15 protein-coding genes are annotated in these 15,213 nt (G+C 61.1%); 13 read left to right on the plus strand and 2 right to left on the minus strand.

Features of this window, described 5'->3' with window-relative positions; genetic code table 11:
* Window positions 1-63 precede the first annotated feature (63 nt).
* Entirely contained in the window at window positions 64-1,269 is a 1,206-nt protein-coding gene (locus tag AC13QO_RS17185; RefSeq protein WP_488541339.1) for an MFS transporter, read from the plus strand.
* Between the two features lie 98 nt (window positions 1,270-1,367).
* Window positions 1,368-1,847, plus strand: coding sequence for a DUF302 domain-containing protein (locus tag AC13QO_RS17190; protein ID WP_183705088.1), 480 nt, complete (start codon window positions 1,368-1,370; stop codon window positions 1,845-1,847).
* A gap of 329 nt (window positions 1,848-2,176) precedes the next feature.
* On the opposite strand, the gene AC13QO_RS17195 is transcribed toward AC13QO_RS17190, so the two are convergent.
* Complete coding sequence (locus AC13QO_RS17195) at window positions 2,177-2,860, minus strand: peroxiredoxin-like family protein (protein ID WP_488541340.1); 684 nt, start codon at window positions 2,858-2,860, stop codon at window positions 2,177-2,179.
* A gap of 547 nt (window positions 2,861-3,407) precedes the next feature.
* On the opposite strand from AC13QO_RS17195, the gene AC13QO_RS17200 reads away from it, so the two are divergent.
* Both AC13QO_RS17200 and AC13QO_RS17205 read left to right on the plus strand, forming a co-directional pair.
* Window positions 3,408-3,596, plus strand: a complete 189-nt coding sequence (locus AC13QO_RS17200; RefSeq protein ID WP_488541341.1) for a hypothetical protein — start codon at window positions 3,408-3,410, stop codon at window positions 3,594-3,596.
* A gap of 145 nt (window positions 3,597-3,741) precedes the next feature.
* Entirely contained in the window at window positions 3,742-4,881 is a 1,140-nt protein-coding gene (locus tag AC13QO_RS17205) for an ROK family transcriptional regulator (RefSeq protein ID WP_488541342.1), read from the plus strand.
* 28 nt (window positions 4,882-4,909) lie between these two features.
* Here AC13QO_RS17205 and AC13QO_RS17210 read toward each other — a convergent pair whose 3' ends face one another.
* Window positions 4,910-5,956 (minus strand): Gfo/Idh/MocA family protein, encoded by a 1,047-nt coding sequence (locus AC13QO_RS17210; protein ID WP_488541343.1) that lies wholly within the window; start codon window positions 5,954-5,956, stop codon window positions 4,910-4,912.
* Between AC13QO_RS17210 and AC13QO_RS17215 the strand changes: the two genes are divergently transcribed.
* From AC13QO_RS17215 to repB, 9 genes are all read left to right on the plus strand, one after another.
* On the plus strand, window positions 5,943-6,221 hold the full coding sequence (locus tag AC13QO_RS17215; RefSeq protein WP_488541344.1) for a hypothetical protein: 279 nt from the start codon (window positions 5,943-5,945) through the stop codon (window positions 6,219-6,221). The two genes, AC13QO_RS17210 and AC13QO_RS17215, sit on opposite strands and share 14 nt — an antisense overlap.
* A gap of 76 nt (window positions 6,222-6,297) precedes the next feature.
* Window positions 6,298-7,596, plus strand: a complete 1,299-nt coding sequence (locus tag AC13QO_RS17220; RefSeq protein ID WP_488541345.1) for an extracellular solute-binding protein — start codon at window positions 6,298-6,300, stop codon at window positions 7,594-7,596.
* 85 nt (window positions 7,597-7,681) lie between these two features.
* A complete protein-coding gene (locus AC13QO_RS17225) occupies window positions 7,682-8,611 on the plus strand; it encodes a carbohydrate ABC transporter permease (RefSeq protein WP_488541346.1) in 930 nt (309 codons plus the stop codon).
* On the plus strand, window positions 8,608-9,450 hold the full coding sequence (locus tag AC13QO_RS17230) for a carbohydrate ABC transporter permease (RefSeq protein ID WP_085782016.1): 843 nt from the start codon (window positions 8,608-8,610) through the stop codon (window positions 9,448-9,450). The genes AC13QO_RS17225 and AC13QO_RS17230 overlap by 4 nt, the downstream gene beginning before the upstream one ends.
* Window positions 9,451-9,493: 43 nt before the next feature.
* The gene (locus AC13QO_RS17235; RefSeq protein ID WP_097601242.1) at window positions 9,494-10,732 is read left to right on the plus strand and encodes an ROK family transcriptional regulator; all 1,239 of its coding nucleotides are present in this window, start codon (window positions 9,494-9,496) and stop codon (window positions 10,730-10,732) included.
* A 44-nt stretch (window positions 10,733-10,776) separates the two neighbouring features.
* Complete coding sequence (locus tag AC13QO_RS17240; RefSeq protein WP_488541403.1) at window positions 10,777-11,631, plus strand: sugar phosphate isomerase/epimerase family protein; 855 nt, start codon at window positions 10,777-10,779, stop codon at window positions 11,629-11,631.
* A 22-nt stretch (window positions 11,632-11,653) separates the two neighbouring features.
* Window positions 11,654-12,715 carry an ABC transporter ATP-binding protein gene (locus AC13QO_RS17245; RefSeq protein WP_085782018.1) on the plus strand — a complete coding sequence of 354 codons (1,062 nt, stop codon included), beginning with the start codon at window positions 11,654-11,656 and terminating at the stop codon, window positions 12,713-12,715.
* A gap of 240 nt (window positions 12,716-12,955) precedes the next feature.
* On the plus strand, window positions 12,956-14,197 hold the full coding sequence (repA, locus tag AC13QO_RS17250; RefSeq protein WP_488541347.1) for a plasmid partitioning protein RepA: 1,242 nt from the start codon (window positions 12,956-12,958) through the stop codon (window positions 14,195-14,197).
* 37 nt (window positions 14,198-14,234) lie between these two features.
* Complete coding sequence (repB, locus tag AC13QO_RS17255) at window positions 14,235-15,209, plus strand: plasmid partitioning protein RepB (RefSeq protein ID WP_488541348.1); 975 nt, start codon at window positions 14,235-14,237, stop codon at window positions 15,207-15,209.
* Window positions 15,210-15,213: the final 4 nt, after the last annotated feature.

Below are 15,213 nucleotides of genomic sequence, written 5' to 3' on the forward strand. Positions count from 1 at the left end.
ATCGCTCGCCGGCGTTTCCCTCGCACCGGCAGGGAAACGCCGTGCATCCCCGGAGGAACAAGCATGACCGACATCGAACAGCCGCTCACGGCATCCGTTCAAGAGCGCCGGACCATTCACGCCGACAGTTGGCGCTTTGGACTGATCGCACTCATCGCCTTTTTGACCTTGGTCGACCTGTTTGCGGCGCAAGCCGTATTGCCTTCTCTGGTCGAGAGATTTCAGGTCAGCCGTGCCACGATGGGTTTCGCCGTCAATGCCAGCACCCTCGGTATGGCACTCGCCGGTCTGCTTGTTGCCTTCTTCGGCAGTGGCCTGGACCGGCGCAACGGCATCTGGGTGAGCCTCGCGATCCTGTCTGTGCCAACGACGCTTCTGGCATTTACCGATAACATCATCATCTTTGCCGCGCTGCGAGTGCTTCAGGGGCTTTGCATGTCGACGGCCTTCACGCTGACGGTCGCCTATCTGTCGGAGCATTTCTCCGCCGGAAAGGCCTCCACGGCCCTAGCCGCCTATGTCACCGGCAATGTTGCCAGCAACCTCTTCGGCCGCATGCTGTCCGCTGCCGTCGCAGGCATTGGCGGCCTCTCGATAAATTTTCTGGTGTTTGCCGCCCTCAACCTCCTCGGCGCCGCCCTGGTTTGGTTCACGCTCAAAAGGACGACTAGCATGATGCGGAGCGATGATCGCGGGAACCTCACCATGCGCGTCTGGGGCGGACATCTTGCCGATCCGGAGCTGCGACGCGTCTTCGCTATCGGCTTCCTCATCCTCTTCGTGTTCATCGGCACCTACACCTATGTCAACTTTCGGATTGTCACGCTCGGGGTACGCCCGATGGCGCTCGGCCTTGTCTATCTCGTCTTCCTTCCGTCGATCTTCACCACGCCTTTCGCCGGCAGGCTCGCAAGCGCTGTGGGGCCGGCAACCGGAATCGTGCTGACGCTTGCGATTGCCATCGTCGGACTCGTCGCGCTTCTCAGTGCGTATTTGCCGGTCATCCTGATCGGTTTGACACTGGTGGCGGTCGGCACCTTCCTCGCACAGGCAATGGCAACCGGCGTCGTCGGTCAACATGCCAGGAGCGACAAGGCTGGAGCGAGCGGCATCTACCTCGCATCCTACTATACCGGAGGCATGGCCGGCAGTGTGGTTCTCGGTCAGGTCTACGATCACGTCGGCTGGAACGCATCCGTCTACGTGCTTATTGCAGCTCTGACGGTAGCAATGCTGCTCTCGGGTTCGCTAAGCGACCCGCACCGATAGATCCCAACTTTCCGTGGTAGCCGCAATAGGGGTCGCCCCTTCCATGCGGAAGCCGGCGACGAGTTTGAATGCAGACACAACCAAAGGGAGTAACTGACATGCAAAGAATGATCAGACTATTGTTCATGGCCGCGCTTTCATTGGCAGGAATTCTGTCGGCATCAGCCACTATCGTCCAGGCAGGTGCCCGGGATGGTGTCGTTGTTCTGAAGAGTCGCTATTCGGTCGACGAGACTGTCACAAAGATCAAAGGCAGCGTCGCAGAGAAGGGCATAATGCTGTTCGATGATATCGATCAAGCAAGGCTCGGCAACGCGGCTGGCAACAAGGTCCGTCCATCGCGGCTGATCCTGTTCGGCAATCCGGCGCTCGGAACGACGTTCATCACTGCCAATCCAGTGGCCGGGCTCGATTGGCCCGTCAGAGTTCTCGTCTACGAAGCGAAGGATGGAACGGTCCGTGTTGCCTATACGGATTTTAACTGGATCGCGCGACGCCATGGCATCACCAGCCGCGAGAAGGAGTTCAAGATGGCGTCCGAGGTCATCAAAGCGGTGACGGATCCAGTCCATCAATGAGGTCACGGCGATGCAGTGATAAATGGGGAGGGAGCGACTTCCTCCTCATTGCGGATGTTGCAAAGAGGTTACCATCCGAGGCCCTGACCTTGACGGTTGGTTGAGACCCTTCCAGGCGATGCTGACTTTGGTCTAGATTCTACTGGTTCTGATGACCGTTGCTCGCCACGGACTTGGTGCGGCTGCGTAACGACCGGTCGCGGGCTTCGCAATGCCACGGTCCGCTGGTGGCCCAGACCTGCTGATCATCGTATACAACGGGAAGCTCTGCGCGTTCGCCGATTGGTTTAAGGCTGCCAACGATCTCGTGGGACGAGTTGTTCAGCAGCTTATTGAAGTGCGACTTGGGAGGCTGCTGACATCAATTCTTCGGGACTCGGCGCCCGGCATAGATTTTGGCCCCCCTCTTCGGCTTCTGTGAAACTCCAGCGCACAGTGCCTTCCCGATCGAGCAGGAACTCGCCGATAAGCGGCATGTGACCGGCGATGATAATCTGCTGGTCGGCCGCCGTCATTTCATACGGGTCCTTTTTCTCCAGAAAGTCGCCCGCCGCAGCCGGGTTCATCGGAACGGGCAACTCCCCCGGCAGATCGATCCGCATTGTCATGACCGCGTCCATTCCAAGCTTATGCGGCCATTCGGTTTCATTCTCCGTGAGTTCGAGAATGGGTAAACCGAAGGCGCGATGCGAAGCCCCCTGCGGGTCGGATGCGCTGATAAGGTTCGGTAGCGGATGGTAACGGAAGTAGAGCCGCGCCCGTTCGACGGGCGTCTTGACGATGGCGAGACACTCGATGCCTTTCTCCTTCAGGGCAGGGTTGAGCTGCGCCATCGCCGAGACATGACGCCGACAGAATGGACAGTGTAGGCCTCGAAATAGACCGATCAGTAGCGGGCTACGGCCTCGAAAGTCATCGATCGCGATCTTACCTTCGCGCGAGATCCCGTCGAGTACAACATTCGGTGCCCGGTCTCCCGGCTGCAGCGGGCGGTCGACACTATCCGTGGACATGAACAACCTCCTCTCGATCAATCAAAAAGGCAGCACACCCAGCGCTTCGGGGGTCGAGCCCCTGCTGGCGCAAACTCCCTTCGCCGGGGCAAAGTAGCGTTCGGCCTCTGCCATATTCCAGACGTCGAACTTGAGCTTTGCACGCCCATCATAGCATGGAAACGACACCCGCGGGCGAACATTCAGGCTGGTCAGCGATCCGCGGCGTGCTATGTCCTCCGAGAGATTTTTGATCGAGCTCCTGCCTTGATCCAAAGCACGTTTTGATCGCCCGGATAAGTTTATAGAAAACGATCTCAAGTCCAACACAGAGCGTGATTTTCTCAACGGCCCGTGCCACGTCGTTTCTCCCTAACGAGCCCCGGAGCTCTCTCCAGCCTCCGAGCCCTTCGAAAAACCCCTTCCCTTCTAAGTAGGCGACCATCAGCCGCAAGGATAACGCAATCTTGATCGACGGCGACAGTTTCCCGATCGCAGCATCGATCTATCTGCTTTGGCAATCACACTGAAGACGCTCGCTTTGGGCGAGCGAAGGGAGGGTTGAGGGATGCTCCGGATTCGGAAATTGCCCGCAGCGATGGCAACGCTCATCGCCGTTGCCATGTCGGCGTCGTCCTGCACGACGACCTCTACCGACCCGGAGCAGACCGGATCGGTTGGATACTCCAGCGCTGACTTCGCACTCAGGCCGGCTTGTCGCGACGGATTCGGCAACGATCGTCCTTGCAGCTATTAGCGTATATTAGACGCAGCGAGGATGATCGGCACGCCGTTGCGGTTCTCGAAAGCCGGAGCACTTCGTTACAACGACCATTGGAAAATCGTTACGAACACCGATAAGCGTGATACACACCGTCGAAGTGCTCTCAAGAAAGACGGTCATGCGGTATCTTCGGTCGGGGCCGCGTCGGCTTCACACTCAAGAGTTGGGCGCTCCCCGCGCCAAAACGGTGGGCTTGAGATCGGGTGAGATCGCCGACCGGAATATCCGCGTCATTCTGGAAGCAATCCGCCGGCACGGGCCGCTGACGCGCACCGAGCTTGGGCGGCATAGCGGGCTGACCGGGCCTGGCATCACCAATATCTTGCGTCGGCTTGCCGACGAGAAGCTCGTGACATCGAACCGGCGCACCGGGCTCGGCGGCGGGGCGACGGCCACGGAATTCGCGCTGCGGCCGGAGGGCGCGTTTTCGATCGGCGTCAAGCTTCGACGGACGCGCGGCGAGATCGTGCTGATCGATTTGAGCGGCCAAGTGCATGACCGGGTCTATTTCGACGTGGAGCCGGAAGACGGGGTCGGCGCGGTGCATGCGGCAGTCAGGGACATGGTCGATCGGCATGCGACATTGCCGATTGTCGGGCTCGGGATCGCCGCCAACGATTGGAGCGATGCCCGCAGCGAACAGCTTGCTGCGATGTCGACGATCGCACGCACCTATGTCGAAAACGAATGCACGGCGAGCCTGCTTGCCGAGCGCACGATCGGCAGCGCCATGCCGGAGGGCGGGCTCGCGATGATCATCATCGACGATGACGTTCAGGCGGGTTTCCTCATCCGAGGCATACCCTATTCCGGCGTGCATGGGCGGGCGGGCAGCATCGGCGAAATGCTGACCGGGCCCGACAATGTCCAGCTCAATACCGTCGTCGGTTTCGATTCCCTGCGCTCACGCATCGGAGACTTGGACTTCGCGCGCCTGCTCAGGGGCGAGGAGTTCTCCTCGTCGTCGCTGTCGCAATGGATACGCGAGGCCGCCGGCCATCTGCTCGACCCGATCATCGCCATGGCCGGCTTCATCGCCCCGAGCGTCGTGATGATCGGCGGCGACCTGCCGCAGGGCGTGATCGAAGCGCTGATCCATCAGCTTTCCGTCGAGCGGCGCGACACCTCGACCAGGCCGCTGCTGACGCCCTGGATTTCGCCGATGCGGCCGGCAAGCTTCAGCGGCGGCGGGGTGGCGCTCGGTGCCGCCCTCCTGCCTTTCCTCAACACGCTCCTGCTGCCGCCGGCTTCTGCCTAAGCCGAAAGTAAAGCGCGCTTCGGCTGCATCAGCCGATTGCTTCGTCGGCGTGGCTGAGATCGGAGGCGATTGCCTTGTCGAGCACCTTCTGGATGTTGGCGGCGCGCCGGAAGGACGGTTCCTGGGTCCTGCCCGCCCGTACGGCCTGAACGAAACGCTGGTAGTTCGTCTCGACGGGATCGAAGGGGATGTCGCGCCAGGTCGCGGTATGCACATCTTCGCCAAGGCAGGCGCGCAGCGTCGATTTGCCGGTGTCGTAGATCATCTCGACCGAGCCGGTTTCGCCATAGACCCGGAGACGGAGCTGATCCATCTGGCCGGCTGCCGTGCGTGTCGCCTGGATCGTGCCGATCGCGCCATTGGTGAAATCGACATTCATCGTGAAGCTGTCATTGGCATCGAGATCATATTCGCCGATCCTGTGATCCGGCGCCTTGTCGAAGGTCTTCAGCCGCGCAAAGACGTGGGCGACGTCGAGGCCGGAGCCATAAGAGGCGAAATCGACGATGTGAATGCCGATATCGCCAAGCGCGCCGTTCGAGCCGTGCTTCTTGCTCAGCCGCCAGAGCCATTTGCTTTCGCTCTTCCAATCGCCCCAGTGGCGGCCGACCAGCCAACTTTGCAGATGCGACGCCTCGACATGGCGCACGGCGCCGATCTCGCCGGCAAGCACCATCTGCCGGCCCTTCTGCAGCGCCGGCGAATTGCGATAGGTGAGATTGACCATGCCGACCTTTCCGGCCCGCTCAATCGCCTCGGTCATTTCCATCGCCTTGACGGCATCGGTGGCGAGCGGCTTTTCGCAGAAGACATGTTTGCCGGCGGCGATCGCCTGAAGCGTCGTCGGGTGGTGGAGACGATCGGGCGTGACGTTCGCCACCGCATCGAACTCGCCCCACGCGAGCGCATCCTCCAGCGAGATGAAATAATTTGCGATGCCATGTTCGGTACAAAAGGCGGCGAGCCGCTCCGGGACGACATCGACGCCGCCAACGACGCTGACGCCTTCGATCGCCTTGAAACGCGCGGCGTGCTGATTGGCCATGCCGCCGGTTCCGAGAATGAGTAAACGCATCTTCTCCTCCATGGACTTCAGTTTCCGGCTGCCGCTGCGGCCCGGAGCACGAACTGACACCATCGCGGCCATCCGCGATCGATCGGCCTTTTCGTCAGGAAAATTGCGGTTGGATGCGCCTGATGTCCCTGAGGCGCTGTCGGCAACTTATTTTGGCGCGCATCCCTTCCGAAAACCGCAGCGTGCGCTAGCTGCTGTTGAATGTCGCCAGCATCTCATCCTCCCAAGCTCTGGCTTGACATCAAATCAAAGTAACTTAATCTAATTAATGCAGCACGGAAATGAGGAGAGGTCAACCGACCGCCAGGCTGTATTCGTTCAAAATGGGGAGGAGACCCATCATGAAGAGCGCGACCGTCAGCGCATTGGCGCTGAGCACTGTCTTATTTTCAGCATCCACCATTTTTGCCCAGGAACTTGCCACCAAAGACCGGATCGGCCTTGCCGATGCGCCGAAAACGCTCGTCGTCCGCCTGACGAACGACAGCCCGAACAATTCCGATCCCGCCATTGCCGAGGGCTATCAGAAGCTCTTCGTCGATTTCATCAAGAAGCATCCGGACTGGAAATTGCAGATGCAATTCATGTCCTCCGACATCGGCACTGAACAGGCCAAGATGCTGGAGCAGGCCAAGGCCGGTAACGCGCCGGATTGTGCGGCCGTCGACTCCTTCGTGCTCTCGCAGTTCATGGTCAATCATGTGCTGGCCGATTTCACACCCTATTTCTCCAAGGAAGAAATCGACGATCTCTTCCCCTTCATCCGCGACGGCATCACCGACAAGGACAAGACCATCCGTGCCTGGTGGTGGGATACGGACCTGCGCGTTCTCTACCGCAACAAGTCTGTGGTCGCAGATGCGCCGAAGACCTGGGACGAACTGAAGAAGGCCGCCCTTGCCTCCACCAAGGAGGGCATGGAAGGCGTGCTCTTCAACGGCGGGCGCTGGGAAGGCACGACCTTCGACTGGCTCGCCAATTACTGGGCGCTCGGCGGCAAACTCGTCGACGACTCGGGCAAGCCAATCTTCGGCGAAGGCGAGAACAAGGTGAAATTCCTGAAGGCGCTGAACTACTTCAAGGATCTCGTCGATTCCGGTGCGGCGCCGAAGCGCGTTACGACGATCGCCAATTACGACGATATGAACGCTGCGGCGGCTGCCGCGACAACGGCGCTCTTCATCGGCGGCAACTGGCAATATGCACAGCTGAAGACGACGCTCGACGAAGAGGAATTCAAGAACTGGACCTTCTCGCCGATCCCGGGCCCCACGGCCGACCAGAAGTCGACGGGCACCGGCGGCTGGACGGTCGCCTCCTTCAGCAAGGACAAGGAGAAGATCGAAATGTGCGCCAACCTGGCGCGCGACGTCTATATGGGTCCTGCAAACGCGCTGCAGCAGCAGCTGCCGACGCGCAAGTCGCTCTTCGACAAGTATGAGGTCTTCTCGACGGAAGCCAACAAGACCTTCGCCAATGCGCTGGTCGATGGCCAAGCCCGGCCCGGCGTGCCGATCTATCCCGAGATCTCCAACCAGATCCAGATCATGATGGGAGACGTGCTGTCGGGGACGAAGAAACCGGAAGAGGCCCTGGATGCCGCATTCAGCGCGGCGATGGAGGCTTACAAGCGTCTCTGATCCCGGGCGTTTCCAACGCTTCCGACCGCGACGGCGCCTGGACTTGAGGCGCCGTCGACAGTGCCAAACCCGGACAGAGAAGCCAATGAGCCCTATTGCCATCGAGGCTGACAGCCCGCCTCAGAGCAGAACGTTCATGCGCCGGTTCGCCGGTGCGCCCCTGCCCTGGATCATGCCGGTGATCATCGTCATCGGCATATTCTACCTTTATCCCGTCATCGACGTTTTCCGGCTTTCCTTCACCAATGCAACACTGATCGGCGACACCCAGGACTATACGCTGGGGTCGATCACCAATGCGCTGAGCTCGCCGCAACTGCCCGACATTCTCTGGGCGACGCTGATCTTCGTCGGCGGCAGCGTCATCGGCCAGCAGATCCTCGGGCTTGCGGTCGCCGTCACCGTCGTTCGCGGCGAAAAGCGCGGCCTGTTCGGCACCACGATCCTGAGGACCACGGCGCTCGTCGCCTGGGTCGTTCCGGGCATTGCCGGCGGCATCATCTGGCAGATGCTGTTTTCCGAAGCGCCTTACGGCGCGCTGAACAGCATTTTGAGGCTGATGCACATGCCGACCGTCGCCTGGCTATCGGACCCGGCAATGGCGCCGTGGTCGACTCTGATCTCGAACATCTGGCGCGGCACCGCCTTTTCGATGGTCGTCATGTATGCGGCGCTGAAATCGATCGATCCCTCGCTCTACGAGGCGGCGGAGGTCGACGGCGCCAGCGCCTCGCAGCAGTTCTTGTTCGTCACGCTGCCGCAGCTGCGCGCCGCGATCCTCGTCAACATGATCCTGATCACCATCCAGACGGTGAACACCTTCGATGCGATCATCACACTGACAGGCGGCGGACCCGGGCGCGCGACCGAAGTGATCTCGCTCTACGTCTTCAATATCGTCTTCCGAAACTATGACCTCTCCGGCGGCAGCGTGCTCTCCGTGCTGATGCTGATCATCAGCCTCGGGCTCGCCTTCGTCTATGCGTCGTTCCTGCCGAAGGAGGAAGAGCAATGAGCGGACGCACCGGAAGCCGTTTAGGCGATGCCATGAGCTATCTCTTCATGCTGGTGATGTTCGTCTTCTTCGCCGGCCCCCTCACCTATCTGCTGTCGATGGCGCTACGCGACAAGCGCGAGGTCTATCGCGGCGCGGCGCGCTATATTCCCGACAACCCTACCATTCAGAACTTCATCACCGTTCTCAACAACAGCTATTTCCCGATCTATCTCTGGAACGGCCTGAAGCTTGCGGCTCTGAGCGGGCTCGGCGTGCTGATCGTTGCCTTGCCTGCGGCTTACGCTTTCTCCCGCTTCCAGTTCCGTGGCAAGGGCCTCTCGATGATGGGGCTGCTGCTCTTCCAGATGATCTCGCCGCTCGTCATCATGGTGCCGCTCTATCGCTACATGAACCGCCTCGGCCTGCTGGACACGCATTTCGCCGTCGTCATGGTCTATATCGCGCTCGGCGTTCCCCTGGCGACGTGGCTGTTGAAAAGTACGGTCGACGGCATTCCGCGCAGCCTCGACGAGGCGGCGATGATCGACGGCTGCAACCGCTTCTCGGTTTTCTGGCGCATCATCGTGCCCCTGTCGGCGCCGGGCATCGCCTCGGTTTTCATCATCACTGTGATTGCCGGCTGGTCGCAATTCCTGGTGCCTTTCCTGCTGCTCACCAAAAATGACCTGATGCCGATCGGCGTCGGAATCTTTAACTTCCGCGGCATGCAGACCGACTCGTCCATCCAGCTGCTTGCAGCCGCCTGCCTGATTGCGGTCGTTCCGGCGATCGTGGCCTTCCTGTCGCTCCAGAGGCTGATCCTCGGCGCGATGACCAGCGGCGCGGTGAAGGGATGAGAGGGTCTGCTTCACTCTCCACGCGCGCGGAAGGATTGAACGCATGAACCAGACACTCGGCGCTAGGCTCTCCCCCGATCTGACGGGCGCCAATGTCGAAGACGCGGGCGAGCACAACAGGGCCGTCGTGCTCCGCTGCATCCACCGCCAGGCGCCGATTTCGCGCGCCGAAATCGCCCGGCAGACGGGCTTCACCAAACCGGCGATCGCCCGCATCGTCGACCGCCTGCTGGACGAGGGCCTGATCATGGAGGCCCGCCGCCGGCATGGGCTCAGAGGCCAGCCGGCAATCGAACTCGAAATCAATCCCGACGCCTATTACGCCATCGGCATCAACATCGACCGCGACCATCTGACGATCCTGGCGGTTGACGCCGTCGGCAATGTGCGCGCCCGCGTACACCACGAGAAACGCTTCATCCTGCCGGCGGAATTCATGCAACTGACATCAGATGCGATCTCGCATTTCCAGCGCAGCCGGCTGATCGACGATGCGCGCCTTGCCGGGATCGGCCTTGCTATGCCGGATTGGCTCGGCGAAATCTCGCTGCTCGGCAAGCCCGACGCCTATCAGGAATGGACTGATTTCGACGTGCGCGCCGCACTGGAGAGCCTGACGCCGCATCCCGTCTTCACCGAAAATGAGGCTAATGCCGCTGCCCTTGCCGAGCTCAACTACGGCCTCGGCGCGGAAAGCAGCAGCTTCTTCTATATTGCCGTCAATGCCTGCCCGGGCGGCGGCCTCGTTCTCGACGGCAACGGCCATCGCGGCGCCATGGGCCTCAGTGGCGAGATCGGCTGGCTTCCGATTGCCGACGGCCGCGACGGCGAGGCGCAGAAGGTCCAGCTTCTCGGGGAGATCTTCTCGCTGTTCTTCCTCTATGATTTCCTCGCCCGGCATGGGATCAAGGTGAGCGTGCCGCAGGATCTGCTGACCCTCGACGCGCGCGGCAAGCGCCTCGTTTCGCAATGGCTGAAGGAAATGAGCGCGCATCTCGCCGTCGCGGTCAAACATATCGCCATGATCGTCGATCCCGATGCCGTGCTCGTCGGCGGCCGGCTGCCGATCCGCATCGTCGATGAATTGCTGCGTTATGTGCACGAGCATCTCGACGCCGAGGACACGAACCTGCCCTCGCTGCATCGCGCCTCGATCGGCGAGGATGCCTCGGCCATGGGTGCGGCGGCCATGCCGATGGCGGCGGCCCTGATGCTTGCATCGGCCGATGTGGCGCAGCGCACGCGCTCGCCGCTGAAATTCATGGACCGGCTGAACAGTTGAAACGGCCGCAAGGCCCCGGATTGTGATGAGGATCGGAGGATATGGTGAAAATCGGCTTCTATACCTCGACATTCAATGACCGCCCGCTGGAGGAAGTGGTAGATTTCGCCGCATCGGCGGGGTTCGAAGCGATCGAGATCGATGTCGGCGGCCACATCAAGACGCCCGACCGGGTGGAGGACGCCGTCTCGCTGGCACGAAGCCGCGGCCTCTTCGTTTCGTCGATTACTTTTTTCGGCAATCAGCTCGATGCCGACCGCGACAAGCGCCGCGAGCTCCGGGCAAGGACCTCAGAATTTGCCGAAGCGATCGGCGGCGCCGGCGTTCCGATCTTCGTGATCTTTCCCGGTCGTAACGATACGGCAAGCGACGAGGCCAATTATGACGACTTCGCCGACTTCGCGATTGGGCTGATCGCGCAAACGCAGGCAAGCGGCCTCACCATCGCGATCGAGAACTGGCCCGGACCTAGAGACAATTTCATCGGAACGACGCCTAGGGGATGGCAGGAACTTTTCCGCCGCATCGAGGACCGCCGCTTCGGCCTCGAATTCGACCCCTCGCACCTCATCCGCATCGGCGTCGATCCCTATCGGGCGCTGGAGGCGGTCAAGGACCGCATCGCCATTCTGCACGCCAAGGATACGGCGATCGACGCCGAGGCCCTGCAGGCACTCGGCTATCACGGCAAGGGCTGGTGGCAATACAAGTTGCCGGGGCTGGGTCTGCTCGACTGGCCGCGTTTCCTCAGGCAGGCCCGCGGCTACGGTTTTGACGGCACTCTGTCGATCGAGCACGAGGATGCCGCTTACGGCTGGCCGGGCAAGGACTTGGCCGCGCGCACGGAGGGTGAGCGCCTCGGCCTCGATTTTCTCAAAAGTGTCTTGAACGGACTTTGACGGCGAATTCGGGAGGAGTTTCATGGCCCATGTTTCGGTCAGCAATGCGCGCAAGGACTACGGCGCGTTCAAAGCGATCAAAGGCGTGTCCGTCGATATCGGCGACGGCGAATTCGTCGTCCTGGTCGGCCCCTCCGGCTGCGGAAAATCGACGCTGCTCAGAATGATCGCCGGCCTGGAGGGCATCACTTCGGGCAAGATCCAGATCGGCAAGCACATCGTCAACGAGCTTGCGCCCAAAGACCGCGACATCGCCATGGTGTTCCAGAACTATGCGCTCTATCCGCATATGACGGTGGCGAAGAACATGGGCTTCTCGCTGCGGATGAAGCGCATGCCGAGATCGGAGATCGATCAGCGCGTCGGCAATGCGGCAAAAATCCTCGGGCTGGAAAACCTCTTGGAGCGTTATCCGAAGCAGCTTTCGGGCGGCCAGCGTCAGCGCGTCGCCATGGGCCGGGCGATCGTGCGCGATCCGGCCGTCTTCCTGTTCGACGAGCCTTTGTCGAACCTCGATGCCAAGCTTCGGGTGCAGATGCGCTCGGAGATCAAGGAACTGCATCAGCGGCTGCAGACGACGACAATCTACGTGACCCACGACCAGATCGAAGCCATGACCATGGCAGACAAGATCGTCGTCATGAAGGACGGGCTGATCGAGCAATCGGGGTCGCCGCTCGAACTCTACGACCGCCCGAACAATCTGTTCGTCGCCGGTTTCATCGGCTCGCCGGCGATGAATTTCATCAAGGGCAGCATGAGCGAAGACGGGTTCAGGACCGTGGACGGGCTGCTGCTGCCGAGCGAACGCCGGCCGAAGGATGCCGTGACCTACGGCATTCGCCCCGAACATATCATGCTCGACCCCAACGGCATCGAAGTGACGACCGTCGTCGTCGAGCCCACAGGCTCGGAAACACTCGTGCTCGTGCGGCTCGGAGGGCAGACGCTGACCTGCGTCTTCCGCGAGCGAATCCGGGCCGCCCCCGGCGACGTGTTGAGGATCGCCCCCGGCCACGACACCGTTCACCTCTTCGGCGCCGACGAGCAGCGCATCACTACAGGCGAAGCGCCATTGAGTTAAGCCCGCCGAATGCCCCCTCCCCTTCGGCCGGGCGCCGCCGGGGGCGCGTTATCAGCGCCCCCGGCCCAAAATCCCCGGTCGTCCGGACATCACGCAGAGATCCGGCAAGTGCTTGAACGAGCATCGAAAAGGTTAATATGCGTTAACCTTAAATTTCTTGGCCGGTATCGGAGAATCGCGGATAATAACGGTTACAGGGGCTTTTGATCCCGAAAACCGTTATCCGAAAGATTGCTGCCGATGAACGCTAATTCGAATGCCGTGAAGGCCGCGCCGCTCTATTTCGAGGATCAGATTCTCGAGCACGGCGACGTGATTTCGAAGAAGCTGCATCTCCTGAGCGTGCAGCGCTTTCCGCCAAACGCGAAGAAGACCCTGCGCAGCTTTTCTCTTGCCGAGGTCGCCAGTTATGTCGGCGCGTCGCAGAGCACGCTGAAGAAACTGCATCTCGAGGGCAAAGGCCCCTGCCCGCAGACCTCGCCTTCTGGGCGGCGCTCCTACAGCGCCGAGCAGATGCTCGAGCTGAGGCGCTATCTCGATGCGCATGGCCGCTCCGAAAGCCGCATGTATGTGCCCCATCGCCGCGCTCATGAGAAGCTACAGGTCGTCGCCGTCGTCAATTTCAAGGGCGGCTCGGGCAAGACGACGACATCAGCCCATCTTGCCCAGCATCTTGCCCTGACCGGCCACCGCGTGCTTGCGGTCGATCTCGATCCGCAGGCCTCGCTCTCCTCCCTGCACGGCTTCCAGCCGGAGTTTGACCAGGCCTCGTCCCTCTATGAAGCGATCCGCTACGACGGCGAGAAAAAGCCGCTCTCTGAGATCATCCACAAGACGAATTTTCCCGGTCTCGACATCGTGCCGGCCAATCTCGACCTGCAGGAATATGAATACGATACGCCGCTTGCCATGGCCGACAAATCGACCAATGACGGCAAGACCTTCTTCACCCGCATCTCTCGCGCGCTTGCCGAAGTCGACGATATTTACGACGTCGTCGTCATCGATTGCCCGCCGCAGCTCGGTTATCTCACGCTGACGGCGCTGACGGCCGCGACCAGCGTTTTGATCACCATCCATCCGCAAATGCTCGACGTCATGTCGATGGGTCAGTTCCTTCTGATGCTCGGCGGCATCCTGAAGCCGATCCGCGCCGCCGGCGCCGAAGTGAACCTCTCCTGGTACCGCTATCTCATCACCCGCTACGAGCCGACCGATGTGCCGCAGGCGCAGATGGTCGGCTTCATGTCGACGATGTTCCACGAATTCATGCTGAAGAATCAGATGGTCAAATCCACCGCGATCTCGGATGCCGGGATCACCAAGCAAACGCTTTACGAGGTCGAGCGCGCCTCGATGAACCGGGGAACCTATGATCGCGCGCTGGAGGCGATGGACGCCGTCAACGCGGAGATCGCCGGCCTCATTCACCAGGCATGGGGGCGGCAGATTTGTCGGCTGACAAATTCGCCGTTTCCGTGAGCCAAATCAATGCAATGACCGCAATCGGAGGACGCTGATGGCACGAAAGAATCTGCTGGAAGGGCTGGCCGATATGCCTGATGAAAACGCAGGCGCGCCGAATTATCCGATGCGCGGGGCAGGCCGGTCGCTCGTCCGCTCGCTGGATGAGCTTGCCAAGCAGGCGGAAAAATTTCTGGAAGGCGAGGCGGTGGTCGATCTGGACCCCGAACTCGTCGAAGCCTCCTTCGTCAAGGACCGGCTGTCCGAGGATGACGAGGATTTTCACGCGCTGGTGGAAGCGATCCGGGCGCGCGGGCAGGACACGCCGATCCTGGTGCGTCCCCATGCCAGGATCGACGGACGTTATCAGGTGGTCTTCGGCCACCGGCGGCTGCGCGCCGCCCGCGAACTCGGCCGCAATGTCCGCGCCGTCGTCAAGGCGATCGACGACCGGACCCACGTGATCGCCCAGGGGCAAGAGAATTCGGCCCGCGCCGACCTCACCTTCATCGAGCGCGCACTCTTTGCCAGACGGCTGGAGGAGCTCGGTTACGACAGGGAGGTCGTCTCGACCGCACTTGCCGCCAATGCGGCTTTGGTCTCGAAGATGCTGTCGGTAATGGACCGCATCTCGCCGGAGGTCGTCCAGGCAATCGGGCCTGCGCCCGGCGTCGGCCGCGAGCGCTGGGTGGAGCTTTCGCTGCTCGCCGGCAAATCGGCCAATGCGGCAGGTGTCGCAAAGGTCCTGCAAGAGGACAGCTTTCATCAACTGCCTTCCGACAAGCGTTTCGAAGCGCTCTATGCGGCGCTGAACAAAAGCGCGCGGCCGGTCAAGAAAACCGTCGCCGCGAGGAAGGTGAAATGGCAGCCGCGGGATAAGGCGGTGCAGGCGGAAATGAAGAATGACGGCAAGGCGTTCTCGCTCTCGATGAAGGCGAGAAATGCCGGCCGCTTCGGAGAATTTCTCTCCGGCAGGCTGGATGCGCTCTATGAGCAATTCCTCGCCGAGGAGGGCAAACAAGGAGACTGAAACC

The sequence above is a fragment of the Rhizobium sp. CNPSo 3670 genome (genome assembly GCF_057784555.1).

What these genes read in the sequence shown, in the direction of transcription:
- AC13QO_RS17185 (WP_488541339.1), top strand. Translation starts at nt 64, where the DNA reads ATGACCGACATCGAACAGCCGCTCACGGCATCCGTTCAAGAGCGCCGG.
- AC13QO_RS17190 (WP_183705088.1), top strand. Translation starts at nt 1,368, where the DNA reads ATGCAAAGAATGATCAGACTATTGTTCATGGCCGCGCTTTCATTGGCA.
- AC13QO_RS17195 (WP_488541340.1), bottom strand. Translation starts at nt 2,860, where the DNA reads ATGTCCACGGATAGTGTCGACCGCCCGCTGCAGCCGGGAGACCGGGCA.
- AC13QO_RS17200 (WP_488541341.1), top strand. Translation starts at nt 3,408, where the DNA reads ATGCTCCGGATTCGGAAATTGCCCGCAGCGATGGCAACGCTCATCGCC.
- AC13QO_RS17205 (WP_488541342.1), top strand. Translation starts at nt 3,742, where the DNA reads ATGCGGTATCTTCGGTCGGGGCCGCGTCGGCTTCACACTCAAGAGTTG.
- AC13QO_RS17215 (WP_488541344.1), top strand. Translation starts at nt 5,943, where the DNA reads ATGAGTAAACGCATCTTCTCCTCCATGGACTTCAGTTTCCGGCTGCCG.
- AC13QO_RS17210 (WP_488541343.1), bottom strand. Translation starts at nt 5,956, where the DNA reads ATGCGTTTACTCATTCTCGGAACCGGCGGCATGGCCAATCAGCACGCC.
- AC13QO_RS17220 (WP_488541345.1), top strand. Translation starts at nt 6,298, where the DNA reads ATGAAGAGCGCGACCGTCAGCGCATTGGCGCTGAGCACTGTCTTATTT.
- AC13QO_RS17225 (WP_488541346.1), top strand. Translation starts at nt 7,682, where the DNA reads ATGAGCCCTATTGCCATCGAGGCTGACAGCCCGCCTCAGAGCAGAACG.
- AC13QO_RS17230 (WP_085782016.1), top strand. Translation starts at nt 8,608, where the DNA reads ATGAGCGGACGCACCGGAAGCCGTTTAGGCGATGCCATGAGCTATCTC.
- AC13QO_RS17235 (WP_097601242.1), top strand. Translation starts at nt 9,494, where the DNA reads ATGAACCAGACACTCGGCGCTAGGCTCTCCCCCGATCTGACGGGCGCC.
- AC13QO_RS17245 (WP_085782018.1), top strand. Translation starts at nt 11,654, where the DNA reads ATGGCCCATGTTTCGGTCAGCAATGCGCGCAAGGACTACGGCGCGTTC.
- repA (WP_488541347.1), top strand. Translation starts at nt 12,956, where the DNA reads ATGAACGCTAATTCGAATGCCGTGAAGGCCGCGCCGCTCTATTTCGAG.
- repB (WP_488541348.1), top strand. Translation starts at nt 14,235, where the DNA reads ATGGCACGAAAGAATCTGCTGGAAGGGCTGGCCGATATGCCTGATGAA.